Source organism: Erwinia sp. 9145 (genome assembly GCF_000745075.1).
In the GTDB taxonomy this organism is placed as follows: Bacteria; Pseudomonadota; Gammaproteobacteria; order Enterobacterales; family Enterobacteriaceae; genus Erwinia; species Erwinia oleae.
The window spans coordinates 3,171,156-3,186,874 of sequence record NZ_JQNE01000001.1; the positions used below are offsets into that span (position 1 = coordinate 3,171,156).

General features: G+C 55.7%; 13 protein-coding genes. 3 read left to right on the top strand and 10 right to left on the bottom strand.

The window, feature by feature from the left end; genetic code table 11:
- Positions 1-7 precede the first annotated feature (7 nt).
- Complete coding sequence (locus tag FA91_RS15035) at positions 8-958, bottom strand: alpha/beta hydrolase (protein ID WP_034916917.1); 951 nt, start codon at positions 956-958, stop codon at positions 8-10.
- 44 nt (positions 959-1,002) lie between these two features.
- Positions 1,003-2,139, bottom strand: coding sequence for an MFS transporter (locus tag FA91_RS15040; RefSeq protein WP_231566809.1), 1,137 nt, complete (start codon positions 2,137-2,139; stop codon positions 1,003-1,005).
- A gap of 226 nt (positions 2,140-2,365) precedes the next feature.
- Between FA91_RS15040 and FA91_RS15045 the strand changes: the two genes are divergently transcribed.
- Positions 2,366-2,983 carry a TetR/AcrR family transcriptional regulator gene (locus FA91_RS15045; RefSeq protein WP_034916921.1) on the top strand — a complete coding sequence of 206 codons (618 nt, stop codon included), beginning with the start codon at positions 2,366-2,368 and terminating at the stop codon, positions 2,981-2,983.
- Between the two features lie 68 nt (positions 2,984-3,051).
- Here the strand turns inward: FA91_RS15045 and fhuE are convergent, their stop codons facing one another.
- Together fhuE and FA91_RS15060 are read right to left on the bottom strand one after the other, a co-directional pair.
- Positions 3,052-5,265: a ferric-rhodotorulic acid/ferric-coprogen receptor FhuE gene (gene fhuE / locus FA91_RS15050; protein ID WP_082212596.1), complete on the bottom strand. Its 2,214-nt coding sequence runs from the start codon at positions 5,263-5,265 to the stop codon at positions 3,052-3,054.
- Between the two features lie 350 nt (positions 5,266-5,615).
- A complete protein-coding gene (locus FA91_RS15060) occupies positions 5,616-7,403 on the bottom strand; it encodes a GGDEF and EAL domain-containing protein (protein WP_034916925.1) in 1,788 nt (595 codons plus the stop codon).
- Between the two features lie 701 nt (positions 7,404-8,104).
- Between FA91_RS15060 and FA91_RS15065 the strand changes: the two genes are divergently transcribed.
- Positions 8,105-8,353: a transcriptional regulator gene (locus FA91_RS15065; protein ID WP_152601422.1), complete on the top strand. Its 249-nt coding sequence runs from the start codon at positions 8,105-8,107 to the stop codon at positions 8,351-8,353.
- A 17-nt stretch (positions 8,354-8,370) separates the two neighbouring features.
- Here FA91_RS15065 and FA91_RS15070 read toward each other — a convergent pair whose 3' ends face one another.
- On the bottom strand, positions 8,371-9,288 hold the full coding sequence (locus tag FA91_RS15070; protein WP_034919397.1) for a LysR family transcriptional regulator: 918 nt from the start codon (positions 9,286-9,288) through the stop codon (positions 8,371-8,373).
- Positions 9,289-9,404: 116 nt separating this feature from the next.
- On the opposite strand from FA91_RS15070, the gene FA91_RS15075 reads away from it, so the two are divergent.
- Entirely contained in the window at positions 9,405-10,421 is a 1,017-nt protein-coding gene (locus FA91_RS15075) for a zinc-binding alcohol dehydrogenase family protein (RefSeq protein WP_034916927.1), read from the top strand.
- Between the two features lie 36 nt (positions 10,422-10,457).
- Here FA91_RS15075 and FA91_RS15080 read toward each other — a convergent pair whose 3' ends face one another.
- The 5 genes from FA91_RS15080 to FA91_RS15100 form a co-directional block, all read right to left on the bottom strand.
- Positions 10,458-11,726 (bottom strand): glycoside hydrolase family 27 protein, encoded by a 1,269-nt coding sequence (locus FA91_RS15080; protein ID WP_051937214.1) that lies wholly within the window; start codon positions 11,724-11,726, stop codon positions 10,458-10,460.
- 86 nt (positions 11,727-11,812) lie between these two features.
- Positions 11,813-12,718, bottom strand: coding sequence for a DMT family transporter (locus tag FA91_RS15085; RefSeq protein WP_231566777.1), 906 nt, complete (start codon positions 12,716-12,718; stop codon positions 11,813-11,815).
- On the bottom strand, positions 12,708-13,688 hold the full coding sequence (locus FA91_RS15090; protein WP_156103091.1) for a BadF/BadG/BcrA/BcrD ATPase family protein: 981 nt from the start codon (positions 13,686-13,688) through the stop codon (positions 12,708-12,710). The genes FA91_RS15085 and FA91_RS15090 overlap by 11 nt, the downstream gene beginning before the upstream one ends.
- On the bottom strand, positions 13,685-14,557 hold the full coding sequence (locus FA91_RS15095; RefSeq protein WP_034916931.1) for a tagatose bisphosphate family class II aldolase: 873 nt from the start codon (positions 14,555-14,557) through the stop codon (positions 13,685-13,687). The genes FA91_RS15090 and FA91_RS15095 overlap by 4 nt, the downstream gene beginning before the upstream one ends.
- 9 nt (positions 14,558-14,566) lie before the next feature.
- Positions 14,567-15,709 (bottom strand): SIS domain-containing protein, encoded by a 1,143-nt coding sequence (locus FA91_RS15100; RefSeq protein WP_034916932.1) that lies wholly within the window; start codon positions 15,707-15,709, stop codon positions 14,567-14,569.
- Positions 15,710-15,719 lie beyond the last annotated feature (10 nt).

Here is a 15,719-nt window from a genome sequence, read left to right on the forward strand (position 1 = left end):
GCGCAACTTATTGCGCATTGAGGAATGACATAACCGCATTGTTAAGCTGCGCGGGGCACTCTTCCGGTAGCCAGTGGCCGCACCCTGTAAGAACTTTACCTGTCACGTTGGTTGCAAAGTGACCGATCTGTTCGATTTGATACGTTCCCATTCCGCCGTGGCCGCCTCCGCCAATCGCCAGCACCGGCAACGAAATTTTGGTCCGTGACAACGCTTTGTTATCCTCAACGCCCTGATTAAGAACGCGGTAATACTCAAAAGCGGCGTGAAGGCTGTGCGGTTTGGCATAGGAGCGGGCATACAGATCAAGCAACTGCGGGGTGAATACCGCTTTATTGGTCGCGTGCTCTTTAATGAAGTGTTCAAAAAACAGGCGTTCCTTCCCTGCAATCAGCGTTTCCGCAAGGTCGTTTCTGGCGGTGAAAAAGCTGAAATGCCATACCAGCGACTCGCCTTCAGGGGTAAAGGCCGGAAAAGAATAGAGGCTTTCATCCGGTATAGGCGCCTCCATGAAAATAACACGGCGCAGGTTATTTTCATGTTTTACAACAAAAGGATAGGTATTCCAGTTCCCGATATCATGGGATACCAAATCAAAGGGCCGGTTACCGTTGAACTGCAACGCGAGCTTGTATAGCAGCGAGGCGACATCGGTGGCCCGGTAAGAAGGCGGCACGTCCGATTCGCCGAGTCCCGGCAGATCGGGGGCGACGACAGTGTGGCTTTTAGCCAGTTCAGGCATCAGACGATGCCACTCATACCAGGACTGACCGAAGCCATGTACCAGATAGACCAGCGGCCCCTGGCCTCCCTTAACGTAATGGAGACGCACGCCGTCAATGACTTTGTACTCGCTGGTAAAGCCTGACGGGACAGGGAACTCATTGCTGGCGAAAGAGGGTGATACCACCAGCAATGCAAACAGAGCAGACAGAGAGAGCGCTACACGTTTAAACATAATTTTTCCTGTAAAAGAGAAGGGAAACGCAACTAACAGCATGATTACTTTTTGATATCAACCTGCCGCAACCCTGGCCTGAAGCCCCGTTTGCGCGACAGCCATGCGATAAGAAAGGCAGTCATCAGAAGAATGAACAACACGGGCGAAAACGCCTGTGCTCCCCAGTTATCCAGCAAAAGGCCGCCAACGATGCCTCCGCCAGCAATCGCGCTGTTCCATGCCACGACATTCATCGACAGGGCAATATCAGCGCCCTCACCTGCGGTATCCGCCAGCGCCGTCTGAAGCAACGTCGCCGCACCGCCGAAGGTTAATCCCCAAATCGCCACGCCCGTGTAAATCACTGCCGGGATCTGTGACACCCAGACGAACAGCAAAGAGACAGCGGCAAAGGTGGCCAGGCTCGCCAGCACGCTGATACGCAGGTGGCGGTCAATCACGCGCCCGGTGATGCCGATGGCAATAAGCGCTGCCAGCCCAAACACCAGCAGCACCACATCCACATGGGCGCCCAGCCCGGCCTGTGCGACGAAGGGCGCAATGAAGGTATAAAGAATGTTGTGAGCCAGCATCCAGGCGATCACCACGCTCAGTACCGGCCTGACGCCCGGCGTGCGAAAAACCCTGTAAAGAGGCAGGCGTTCATGGCTGGCCTGACCGGGGTAATCAGGCACTTTGGCAAGCACCCAGATAATCAGCATCAACGTCAGGGCGGAGATCCCGGCGAATGCGCTGCGCCAGCCGATGACTGCCCCCAACCAGGTTCCAAGCGGTACGCCCAGCGATAAAGCGACCGGCGTGCCCACCATCGCTATCGCCATGGCTTTTCCCTGTTGACTCACCGCCACCATGCGACGCGCATAGCCTGCCAGCAGGCTCCATGCCAGGCCTGCGGCCACGCCCGCAAAGAATCGCGCAGTTAAGGTTAATCCGTAGTTTGCGGAGAATGCGGTGATCGAATTGAAGAGAAGAAAACCCACGATGGTGAATAACAGCACGTTCCTGCGGCGCCATCCCTGCGTGGCAATGGTTAGCGGGATGGCCGCGAGAAGCGATCCCATCGCATAGGCGGTTACCAGTTGTCCTGTTAAGGCGTGCGATACTTTCAGGCTCGATGCCATTTGCGGCAACAGCCCGGCAGGCAGCGTCTCAGTGATGATGCAGATGAAGCCCGTCATCGCCAGCGCCAACAGCGCGCCGATGGGAAGCGGCGCTTCTTTTGACGGATGGGGGGCCGAAACCTCAGCTTTCTGGTGAAGAGGGAGGGTATTTTGCGTATTCATAAATTCTGCTCAGGCTATTATGTACCAATTGGTACATTAGTGCCGCGCAAACTTTTTGTCAACGATTTATATATCGTTTGGTATAATACTCTCATACCTGCTTTTTTGACTGGAGTGAGCCATGGCGACAATGGGACGCCCAAGAACGTTTGATCGCGATAAAGCCATTAACGAGGCGATGTACCTTTTCTGGGAAAAGGGTTATGAATCAACGTCGCTGAGCCTGCTGAAAGCGGGTATCAATAACGGTATTTCCGCCCCCAGCTTTTACGCTGCCTTTGGTTCAAAAGAGGCGCTTTTCCGGGAGTGCGTTCAGCGTTATCTGTCAACCTACGGGCGGGTGACGGAGCCGTTATGGGATAACTCCCTGCCACCGCGAAGCGCTATTGAAACGACGTTACGGCTTTCAGCCAGCATGCAGTGTGAGAACGATCATCCGAAGGGTTGCATGGTTGGCTTAGGCGTGATGAGTGCGACTTCGGCAGAACATGCATCCGTCACCGAACCGCTGGCGAAATCACGTGAGCATACGCGTGCAGGTATTACCCACAATATCCGGCGCGGGATTGACAGCGGTGAACTCTGCGAAAGCACGGATGTCCATGCGCTGACAACCACCTTTGATGCGTTCTTACTGGGTTTGTCCACGCTGGCACGCGATGGTATTGCTCTGGCTGATATGAATAATTCTGTAACGTTGGTAATGTCTGCCTGGGATCTATGCAAGGCAGATCAATAAGATCGTTGACGCGCTACAGGCTGCCAGACCAGCCAAAAATGGCTCCGAAGCGGAGCCATTCTGGTCAATCAGAACTTATAGCTGGCGGTGACCGAAACATTGCGCGGTTCGCCATAAACAATGCCGCTACCGAGGTTGGTGTCGTACTCTTTATCCAGCAGGTTGTTGATGTTTCCCTGTAACGTTAACTGCTTAGTAAGCTGATAGCGACCGAACAGGTTAACCAGCGCATAGCTGCCCTGCTCCGCGCGCCAGGTGCCGTTACCTTCCGGTGCGCTGACGTTATCCCAAACGTGCGTCTGCCAGTTCACGCCGCCGCCCAGCGTAAGCTGTTGCAGCATGGGCAGGCGATAGCTGGTAAACAACTTAAGCTGCGTGCGCGGGAGAGTCGGATTGTAGGCCTCGCCGTCGCCGTCTTCGGCAATATAGCGCGTGCCGCCCACGGTCATCTGCCAGTTGTCGGTCAGCGCGCCGTTAACTTCGAATTCGATACCACGGCTTACCGTGCCGTCCTTACCTTCATAGGCGGTATCCGTCGTGCCCGGAATGATGCGGCCGGTGCTCTGCGCCACGTTATCAAGCTCAATGCGGAATACGGAGAGCGTGGTGGTCAGTCGGCTGTTATACCAGTCGGACTTCAGACCTGCTTCGTAGTTTTTACCGACGGCGGGCGACAGATAGCTGCCGTTGATATCACGCCAGGTCTGCGGCTGGAAAACTGAGGTATAGCTGGCGTAGGCCGACCAGTTATCATCAATGTCATAAATCAGACCGCCGTAGGGCGTAATATTGTTTTTCTCCACCTCTTCCGTCATGGTGTGCGCGTTCCAGCGGGTGTAGCGCGCGCCCAGAATCAGATGCAGCGGATCGGCCAGCGAAATACGGGTAGCCAGATAGGCAGATTTCTGACGGATCGTATCATCCTGAGAGGTGCTGCGCTGGCCCCAGTCCGTTTCACGGAACTGACCGTCGAAATCATTAAAGTTGCCGAGCATTTCGGAAGAGATATTTTCAAAGGTGCCGTGATAGGTATTTTGCTGTTTGGTGTAGTTTGCCCCCAGCATCAACTCGTGCTGGCGACCCAGCAGCTCATACTGTCCGTTGACGTAGGCGTCAACCGCATCCACCTTGCGCTTGCCGGTGTTGTAGCCCGTTCCGCCCACCACGGGATATCCCGCATAGCCCGATACGCCCTGCCCGCTGTTTTTATCGAAGAAGCCGTCGATATACATCATCTTACTGTCGAGCAGCGTTTCGTTATGGGTGCCGTTCAGCGTGAGCTGCCAGTTGTCCGCGAAGGTTTGCTTCAGCGTCACAAAGGTCTTCTTGCTCTCTTTATTGTTATAGGTCCAGTCCGGTGCAGTATTGAAGCCGCGACGGAAATCGGTCTGGCTGCCGTCAACGTACCAGCGCGGCACAGCGCCCCACGTCGGGCTGTCGGCATTGGTCTGCTGAAACTCGTAGCCCACCGACAGCGTGGTGGCATCGGTTAAGTCGGCATCAACCACGCCATAAATAAATTTTTTGTCCGCGCCGTAACGCTCAATAAAGCTGTTGTTGTCCTGCCAGCCCGCAACCAGACGACCGCGCACCGTGCCTTCCTGATTCAGCGGGGTGGAGAGATCGGCCACGTAGCGCTGCTTGTTCCAGCTTCCCCAGGTCGCGGAAACGTTGCCGGTAAATTCACGGCTGTCGGCATGCTTACGCACCATATTGACAGCGGCCGAAGGGTTGCCGGGCCCGGTCATCAGGCCGGTTGCGCCACGCACCACTTCGATACGCTCATAAAGGGCGCTGTCGGACTGTGCATCACCCAGATTCCAGCGCGGTTCAAAAACGGTAGGAATGCCGTCGACCATATAGTTGTCGATCAGGAAGCCGCGTGAATAGTAGGTACGACGATCCATATCAGCCACGTTTTCCATGATGGCAGTGGTGTTGTTCAGCACCTGGCCGACCGACTGAAGCTGCTGGTCTTCCATGCGCTGCTTGCTGATGATGCTGACGGACTGCGGAATGTCGCGGGCAAGCAGATCCATTTTGGTACCGGCACGGGTAACCGGCACGCTGTAATCTGTGGCAGCCGTCTCGCCAGCGCTCGCTGCTGACGCATCAGCGTTTACCGTTAACGTTTGTTCTTTATTCGTTTCAGCCGCCTGTGCAAACGTCGACTGAAGCACCACGGCGACCAGTACGGCGGTAAGTGAACAGGGGGTGGCGATATAAGATGATGCGGCGTTGCCAGCGCGCTTTTCCCGGTTAAATCGTGGAGTTGTGAACAAAACTACCTCCGAAACACGCTAATTAATAAGGTGAAATTCATCTGAGCGACGCATAAAAAAGGTCGATGATGACGGGCTCAAACCTGCTTCGCACGCGAACGCAAATGAGAATGCGAAATATAATCCTTTTTATTACTCGTGTAAAAATTTATTAAGGAACTTTTCAGGATTTTGATAAACACGCGGAAAACGTGAATAAAGGTGATTGTCACGGTCAGGAAGAGTGTTAAGTTGCACCCAGGCGTAACAGGCTGAGCGATCGATGATAAGGAATAAAAAAGCGGGTAAAAAACAGGGGATTGCGCGGGGCAGAGCGTGAGGATTGACGCGGCCGAAGCCGCGTGAAGACATTATCCGTAGAGCCGATCGCGTAGTTTCCAGGAGAGCCAGCTCTGAAGTTCCTCTACCGGCAGCGGCTTAGAGTAGAAGAAGCCCTGGGCCTGATCGCAGCCGTATTGCCGCAGGGTTGAAACAATTTCCGCATTCTCCACGCCCTCGGCCAGTACGGTATAATCCAGATCTTTCAGCATTTTAATGATACTTCTGGCAATAATGCGCGAGGCGGTATCGGAAGAAAGTTCGCTGATTAACGACTTATCCAGCTTGATCACATCCAGCGGCATTCTGCGCAGGTAGCTGATATTACTGTAGCCAATGCCAAAATCATCCAGCGACAGCGCAAAACCGCGCAGCTTCAGCATCTCCAGCCCCTTCAGCGCTGCCGGGCTTTCAAGAATACTCTCCGTCTCCATGCACTCAATGCCCAGCAAAGCGGTGGGCAATCCGGCCTTGATCATTTTGTCTTCCAGGTAGTCAGCGTAACCTTCGCGGGCAAAATCCACTTCGCTGACGTTAACTGAGATCGGCAGGCTGATAGAGGTACCACGCCACGCTTTCTGTTGAGTAATGACGCTGTTGATCACCCATTCGGTTAATGCAGACACCAGGTTTGTCTGCGAAGCAAGGGGGATAAACATCGCGGGCGAAAGCTCGCCTCTGGTGGGATGCTTCCAGCGGATCAGCGCCTCCAGCCCCAACGGGACGCCGGTCCGCAAACAGACTTTCGGCTGATAAACCAGATAGAGCCCTTCATTCTTCTCCAGCGCGACGGACAAATCGTTCATCAACAGAAAATCGTCCGTGCGGCTGGCATCGAAGCTTTCATTAAAGCTCATCGACGAAACGCCCTGCCCAATCGCCTCGTGCAGCGCGCTGACGCCCTGCCGGAGGATCTCCTGGGCGGGGAAACTGCCTGGCGTAAAAGCGGTTTCGCCCGCCCAGGCCGTCAGTTCGACGGAGATCCCCTCTTCCAGATCGGCACTGATCCCCTGTAGTACAGTCGCCACGTAGCTGGCGCTGAGGCGGCTGTTTGCACCGGTCAGAATAGCAAAACGACCGGTTGCCACGGTATAAAACCGGTCATCAACGCCCGGACGCAGACGCAGCGGCAGCAGCGTCGCCATATCCTTCAGTAAATTTTCGACCGGCAGCATGCCCATTGAGCGGGCCAGCTCGTAAGCGCGCGGCATATCAATACAGTCGATCAGCACCAGCCTGCGCGACGTCGTATCGCCAGCCGCGGCCAGAAATTGCAGATCGCGGATCAACCGCTGACGATTTGGCAGCCCGGTGACCACATCGGTAAAGCTCGCCGCGTGCCACGCTTCAAGAAAAGACATCACCAGTTCGCCCAGCAGTTTGAGCGTGGCCAGCTGTTCTGTACTGAAGGTATGCGGGCGGGTATCGGTTACGCAGAGCGTGCCCAATACGATACGTTCGCGATTTTTAAGCGGCACGCCGGCATAAAAACGAATAAAGGGCTCGCCAATAATAAGCGGATGGGTAGCAAAGCGCGCGTCCTGAAGCGTATCGGGTACCACGACCGGAATGTCGCTGTCCACCACATGACGACATAAAGAGTCATCGCGTGACGACTCTTTAAGATCAAAATTACGTGACGCGCGAACAAACTGATGCTCATCATCAAGGACAGAAATAAAGCTCCCCGGGATCCCCAGCGCCTGGCTCGCCAGCTGGACGAATTTCCGTAGCACCTCGTCCCGGCTTTCGTCGGGAGCAAGAAGCGCCTGGAGAGCTTTTATACGGCGGGGCTCATCACCGCCAAGATTCATTAACATGCTGTCCTCCCCCAAACATAAGGATGGGGTGAAATAAAAAGTAAATTTATAATAACCGTTAGAAAAAAACGTTTGGGAAGGAGAATATTCCGATAAATTATCGGGATAATAATAGGCCTGTTATTGCCTGTTGTCATCACCAATCAGTTAAGAAAGGCATCAGAAAATCGCTATGCCTCTAATGAATAAGTAATATATATTTTCAGTAAAACGGCGCAGCCGCACTTTAACAAAAATTTCAATTACATAAATGTTTACGCCGATCGGCCAATACATTCTCCTGATTTCAACGTTAAAATACGCGTTATTCAACATATTAATCTGTCAGTTTACCTTATACTGTAATGAGCGTTTGACGTAACACCCTCCTCCGGAACATGTGATTTTTTGTAAGACAGAATATTGTCGAAAAGGTGGGGTTTTGTCGCTAACGGGAACAGGTTAACCAGATATTTTCTGAATGTTTACGACTGCATCAGATAAATTACGTCAACTTACTGAAAAATATAATATTTTATCAACAATAGCGTTCAAATATCGATAATAATTTCATCGCGGTGAGCGCTGAAAATAATACTGTCAATTTCTTGACATAATGGTCGCAGTGGTTAACTTTTCTTAACACAAATGTTTTACTGTAAAACGCTGTTTTGATACTCACACGATTGTTGCGAACAAATTCGCGCGTGGCATAACTACCGGTGGGAGGCTTTCTGAATAATAAAGCAAAATTAAGGCCCGTCATTGTCGCGGCCGACGTCAGGGAGCTAAGGATAGCGGCAGGTCTTACGCAGGAGAAAGCGGCCGAGCAGTTTGGATTCAGCCTGCGCAGCTGGCAGACCAAAGAAGCGACGGGCGCGGACGCCAGCCTGCTGCGCCAGACCGAATATGAATACCTGCTGCTGCTGGCCGGACGTCACCCGCACTACGTTCTGAAACCGCGCAACTGACCGCACCGCGCAGACCTCTACTCACTTTCGGGCAGCCGCGCCTGTAATGCGCGGCAGCTCTCCCGCAAAAATTCCAGCAGCTTCACTACCAGCGGCGTCATTTTTGAACGGTGCGCACACACCAGATGCAGCGGCGAAGGTTCGCACCAGTTGCCAGGGAACAGTTCGACCAGCCTGCCGGCAACAATATCCTCAATCACATCCAACCGCGATTTATAGACCACGCCTTCCCCGGCGATGGCCCAACGTCTGACCACGTCTGCGTCATCGCTGATGCGGTTTCCCGCGACGCTCACCGTTTGTTCACCTGTGGGTGGCGTAAAGCGCCAGCGCTCGTGCACCTGCTCGCTCCAGATAAAGCGCAGACAGTTGTGCTGCAAAAGTTCGCCCACCTCCCCCGGCCTGCCGCAGCGCGCCAGATACGCGGGCGACGCGCACAGCGTACGGCGGTTTTTACCGGCGATCGGCATGGCGATCAGGCCGGAATCGGGCAGTTCGCCATAGCGGATCGCCACGTCCAGCGGCTGTCGAAGCAGATCGGCTGCGCGATCGCTGATCTTCAGGTGTAGAGACACTTCCGGGTGCTGACGCTGAAACCTGTCGAGCCAGGGCTGCAACAGATTTCGGCCAAAATCGGACGGTGCCGACAGCGTTAATCGCCCGGAGAGCGTGCTGCGGTCCAGCGCAAGCGCCTGCTGGCTTCTCGCTAACGCCGCCAGCATCTCGCGCGCGTGCGGCAGATACTGTTTGCCGTTTTCAGAAAGCTGCATGCTGCGCGTGGAGCGCAGCAACAGCGATACGCCAAGCGCGCCCTCAAGGCGCTGAATCGCGCTGCTGGCGCGACCTGGCGAAATATTCAGCTGACGCGCGGCTTCAGAAAAACTGCCCGCATCGGCGGTTTGAACAAATATCTGTAAATCATCAAGTCGGATCATTTTCATCAAATCGCGGAAAGTGTTCTTCTTTATAGCGTGTTTTTCCGTACTTTGAAAAAAGTCATGATGTAAAGCTGCATGGCGCGCCGCGCCGGACTCACGACAGGAAAACCGTTATGAAAGCCGTTGGATTTTATCAGAACCACCCGGTCGACCACGCTGACGCACTGGTCGATGTCGAGATCGCCACGCCGGAACTGCGCGACTATGACCTGCTGGTCGAGGTGATGGCCGTGTCGGTCAACCCGGTTGATACCAAGGTGCGTCGCGGAGGCACCATCCCGGACGGACAGCCACGCATTCCGGGCTGGGACGCGGCGGGTATTGTGCGCGCCGTCGGCCCGCACGCCACCCGTTTCAGGCCGGGCGACAAGGTATGGTACGCGGGCGATATCACCCGGCCGGGCAGTAATATGGAACTGCACGCGGTGGATGAGCGGATTGTCGGGCCGATGCCGACTTCGCTGGACTTCGCCGAAGCCGCCTCGTTGCCGCTGACCACCATCACCGCCTGGGAACTGCTGTTCGACCGGCTTCAGGCGCACGCCGCCGATCCCACCGATCACAATGTGCTGCTGATAACCGGTGCGGCGGGCGGTGTGGGATCGATCCTCACCCAGCTTGCGCGCCGCCTTACCGGATTGACCATCATCGGCACCGCGTCGCGCGCAGAAACACGCGAGTGGGTACTGGCGCATGGCGCGCATCACGTTATCGATCATCATCAGCCATGGGCGCCGCAGCTTGCCGATCTGGGTATTCAGGCGGTAACGCACGTGATTGGTCTGAACGACAGCGCGACCTACGTGACGCAAATTGCAGACGTGCTGCGTGCCGAAGGGCAATTCGCGCTGATTGACGATCCGGTCAACCTTGATATCGGGCCGTTCAAATCCAAATCCATCTCCATTCATTGGGAGCTGATGTATACCCGGCCGATCTACACCACGCGCACAATTGAACGCCAGCACGCGCTGCTGCGCAGGGTAGCCGAACTGGTTGACGCAGGCGATATAAAACACACGTTAACCACCCGCATTGACGGCATGGACGCGGCCGCGTTGAAAGAAGCGCACCGTCTGGTTGAAGCGGGGAATATGATCGGCAAAGTGGTGCTGGTGAAAAAAGCTTAACGCAATAAGCCGCGCCCATCGGCGCGGCTTACAACCTCACCATCCGCTGCGGATCACCAGCATTTTGGCCTCATGGGACTGCACCTCCGTGGTATAGCTGTCTTCAACGGTTCCCTTGTCGCTGTGCTGCCACAGGTCGCGCACCCGCGTTTTTTTCCAGGGCAGATCGAGATCCTGATGGATATTCAGCGACATGGAAGCCGTCTGACCTGAGCGGTTAAGCATCGCCACCGCCCACGAGCCGTCTGCCAGCGGTTTGGCGAAAATTTGCAGATCGCCGTTACTGACGTAACGTTTCGCCTGAAGGCCGAGCGGATCCTGGTTCAGCGCGATAATTTCTTTATTGGTCAACGTGGTTATGTCTTCAGCGGTCAGGTTGTCGAGCGAGGCCCCTATTAATAGCGGCGAACTGAGTATTGACCACATGCTGAAGTGAGTACGGTATTCGGTGTCTGATGCGCCGGTGCCAACCAGTTCCTGCGAATGGCCGTGCAGGCCAATGATCAGCATGTCGTAGTCGTTCCAGTGGCCTTTACCGCTGTATTTTTCCAGCCCGACGCCGCGATCGATCATATCCAGCACGTCGAAATAGTAACCTTCACGGTTTCCCGGATAGTTAAAATCATCGCTGATATCCTGCCCGATCCGCCACTGATTAGCGCCAACCGACGCGCCCCACTGCCAGATGTTCTGCCAGCCGCAGTGGCAGGCGTGATACACCATCGGACGACCGGTTGCTTCCAGCGCGGCGGACATATCGCCAAACACCTTCTTCAGCACCGCCTTACCGGCCTGCTGGTGGCTACAGCAGGAGTCATATTTAAGGTGATCCACGCCCCAGGACGCAAACTGAGCCGCGTCCTCTTTCTCGTGGCCTGCCGAACCGGTATAGCCTGCGCAGGTCATATCGCCTGGCCCGCTGTAAATGCCCAGCTTTAATCCTTTGCTGTGCGCGTAGTCGGCAATATATTTTATGCCGCGCGGAAATTTCTTTTCATCCCATGTCAACGGATGTTCGGCGCGCGATCCCTTATATTTTTGCCAGCCATCGTCGATATTGACATAGCGGTAGCCCGCCTCGCGCAATCCCATTGAAACCATCTTATCAATGGTATCGATAATGACCTTTTCATTTATTCTGTCGCCGTAATAGTTCCAGCTCGACCAGCCCATCGGCGGCGTTTCCGCCAGCTTCGCACCGGATTCAGACGTTTTTTCGCTGACCGTTGCCGTTTTATTTTCCTGCTCTGCATAAGCTATACCGCTGATCAGTACGACAGAGAAAATGGCATAACGTAATTTCATAATAACTGGCTCCGGTTGAGTGAATAAGCGCAGCTGGCCCCTGTGTTGACACAGTAATAATGAAACGATTAATAAAAAAAGAGGCGTCAGACAGGTTCAGTTAATTTCACGGCATTTTGTTTTTCTTCTGAATAGACCATCAGCGTCGAACCGGAAATAGCCAGCAAAATACCGAGCAGCGCCCAGGTTCCGGGCATTGATTGATAGACAATCAGTGAAATCACTGCGGTTAACACCGGCGCTAATGCATTGGTGCAGGGTGCGATAATCGTCGCTTTGCCGCGCGACAGCGCCATCACCAGGCAGAGCGCGCCCACCGCGTTCAGCACCTGGATCAGCGCGGTCGCCACCGTCGCCATCGCCGGATAGCTGGCGCCCTTATCGGCCAGCATCAGCCACGCGACCGGCGCCAGCAGAATGCCGGTCAGCGTCATATAACCGAAGAGGGAGCTGTCGCTGACGCCAAGATTGGAGGCGCGCTTCATAAAGAAGGCCTGCACGCCCCAGGCGGCGCAGATGATCACTGAATAAACCAGCCACAGCAGCCCGGTGCCCTTGTCGCCGTCGCTGCTGCTGATGCTGAAGGTCACAATCGAGAGCAGCGCCAGCGTCACGCCGATAGCGCCCGGTTTATTGACCCGCTCTTTCAGCATCACCAGCGACATCAACACGGTAATAGCCGGCGAGATCGAAATAATAGGGAAAACCAGATAGGCAGGCGCGCCCATCGCCAGCGTTTTAAATAACAGCAACTGACCGCCCGCGCCGGTGAAGCCAATCAGGCAGCCATACAGCACCGCCGTAAAGGATCGGTCGAAGCGCTGACCGCGCAATGAAAAATAACAGGGGATCAACATGGTTAATGACCAGATAATATAGATCCACTGGTCGGGATAGCCGTAATGCGTGGTCGGCCAGGCGCTGAATGCACCCCAGACGCCCCACGTAATAACGACCATGAAGGTATAAACAATCCAGGATTTATTGCCCATCATAACCTCCGAATGAAATTTTTTTCAGCGCCTGTGCAGAGAGCGGCGTACCGTTTATTTTTGCTGCATAAATAGCGGCCCCGAGCCCTGGATGATATTCAGGGAGGCTGATATGATAATTACCGTTGAGTTTTGATAATTCATAGGCGAAGGCTTCAAGAATAACGTCACCGCATTTAAAGACGCCGCCGGAATAGGAAACGCGGATTCTTTCGTCCTGAGTAAATTGCAGTGATTCGCGCAGCGCATCGACCATTAATGCCAGCTCTTTTGCCGCATGAAAAAATATTTCGCGGCTGTGCTTATCGCCCGCAACGGCGGCTTCGCAGGCAATGGGTGCCAGCGAAGCAATTTTCCCCCGGTCGCCTTTCCACTGGTTAAAGACCAGATCGCAAATATCCAGATCGTTATTACAGGGAAAGTTTTCACGAATAAGATCGTAAAAGAGATCTTTCTTCAGCCGGCCGTCCGCCATGCGGGAAAAGAGATTCAGCGACTGACAGCCAATCCAGTAAGCGCTGCCCTCGTCGCTGAACAGCTCTCCCCAGCCGCCACAGCGGGCGCTGCGCCCCAACCGCTCGCCGTAGGCGATGGAACCGGTGCCAGACACCACGTTGATGCCGTCCTTGCAGCCGAGGCTCGCCGCCCAGCCGCAGATCATGTCGTTGTTGCAGCGATAGCGCGCGACATCCAGCACCGGCTGCGGCAGCGCGTCCAGCGTCGCGGTATCGGCTGAAACCTCGCCGTAGGCAGGCAAACCGAGAAAGCTGTAGGTGATATCGGCGGGCGTAATGCCCGCGCGATAACAGATTTCACTGATGCCGTTCGCAATCACGCTGCGCGCGCTCTCCATGCCGACGCTCAGATAGTAGCAGGTGGCGGCCTCATGCCGCGCCAGCACCTCGCCCTCGCTGTTGAGCAGCACAAACGCCGTTTTGGTGCCGCCGCCATCCACGCCCAGGAAAATCACAGTGCACCTCCGGGGTTCAGACGATCTTCAGAACCGCACAGGGTGATTTTTTCATGGATCACTTTTTTCATCGCGTTCATTCCTTCGCGCATGTAGTAGCGCGGATCGCTGCCGTCCGGGTGAGCGGCAAACCACGTTTTCACCGCAGCGGCAAAAGCGATTTTCAACTCGGTGCCCACGTTGACCTTCGCGATGCCAAGCCGGATAGCCTGCATCACGTCCTCATCGGGCACGCCGCTGCCGCCGTGCAGCACCAGCGGAATACTCACCTGCTGGCCGATCTCTTCCAGCCTGGCGAAGTCAATATTGGGCCGCTGCGCATAGAGACCGTGCGCGGTGCCGATGGCCACCGCCAGGCTGTCGATACCGGTGCGCTCAACGAACGCGACCGCCTGCTGCGGATCGGTCAGAAAGGCGTGGGCCGCATCGACATTTTTATCGTCCTCGATGCCGCCGAGCTGGCCCAACTCCGCCTCCACGCTGCAATCGTGCAGATGGCAATACGCCACCACCCGACGAACCAGCGCAACGTTCTCCTCAAACGGCAGATGACTGCCGTCGATCATTGCGCTCCTGACGCCCGCATTCACCTTAATCACGATATCGTCATAGTCTTCATGATGATCGAGATGCAGGATCCCCGGCACGCCGAAGCTGTGGGCATATGTACCGCCCAGCGCCAGCATCTCCTGACAGGCAATGTGTTTGAAGGTGCCTGGCGTGCCGGCAAGAATGGCCGGAGAGCGGCGCTCACGGCACGCCTCCATTACCGCCTGAACGGTTTCTGCGTTATGAATGTTAAATGCCGGCACCGCCCACCCCTCTTTCCGCGCGCGCGCCAGCAGATATTTTGTTGAAATAATCGCCATGATTTTTCCTCAGTTCTGTTGCCCGTCGTTCCACGGATAGATATTGATGCCCTGCACCACGCGATTTACCCGCCCTTCCGGCGACGGATTGTCGGGCGTCATGCCGAAGCCAAAGGCGCTCGCCAGCGCGTAGGTTTGCGCCATCACCAGAAAGCCGAACGCCAGTTGACTGTCGCTGAAGGTTTCTGCCTCAGGCAGATAGAGATGCTCGCCCTGCTCGATTTCTGCCGCTTTTGCGCCCGCCAGCGCTACCACCTGCGCGGCCACGCGATCGCGCCGCAGTTCAGTCAGCAGATCGAGGTCGTAGCGGCGCGTGTAGGGATCGTTGGAAATCAGCACGATAACCTGCGTCGCGGCGTTAACCAGCGATTTCGGCCCGTGACGAAAGCCAACCGGCGACTCATGGAAAGCCGCTATCTGTCCGGCGGTCAGCTCCAGCAGCTTGAGCGCGCTTTCGTGCGCGATGCCCTGTAGCGCGCCGCTGCCCAGCCAGATAACCTGTTTTATGCCGCGGCGTTGTAAAGGCGAGCGGGTGAAATCCAACTGCGTCTCCAGCAGCGAGGCGGTACTTTGCGACAGCGCCTGTACGGCTTGCGCGTCGATGCGATGAAACGCCAGCAGGCAGGCCAGCATCATGCTGCTCATGCTGCTGGTCATTGCGAAGCCGCGGTCGCAGGTTTTCTCCGGCAGCGGCAACGCCAGCACGCGTGGACGCGGGCGATAGCTGCGGTACAGCTCGCCCTGCGGATTGCAGGTGATCAGCAGATGATGGCAGTGGGCGTTGCGGCTGTCCGCCAGCTCAAGCGCCGCAATGCTTTCGGGGCTGGAGCCGGATCGGGCAAATGAAACCAGCAGCAGCGGGCCATTCGCAGGCAGATAGCCAGCGGGATCGCTGACGATATCGGTGGTGGAAACGGACATCACCGGCACCTGTAACGTGCGTGACAAAATCGGCGCCAGCGTATCGCCGATAAAGGCGGAGGAGCCCGCGCCGGTCAGTATCACCCGCAGGCCGGGCAGCGCGAGCAGCGGTTGCAGAAAATTGTCTGTCTCCGTTTGCTGCGCGCGCAGGTTGTGCAGCGTCTCCTGCCACATCTGCGGCTGCTGACGGATCTCCTGCCTGGTCCAGCAGGGTTCAGCGTGTATTGTCATTATGCGTTCC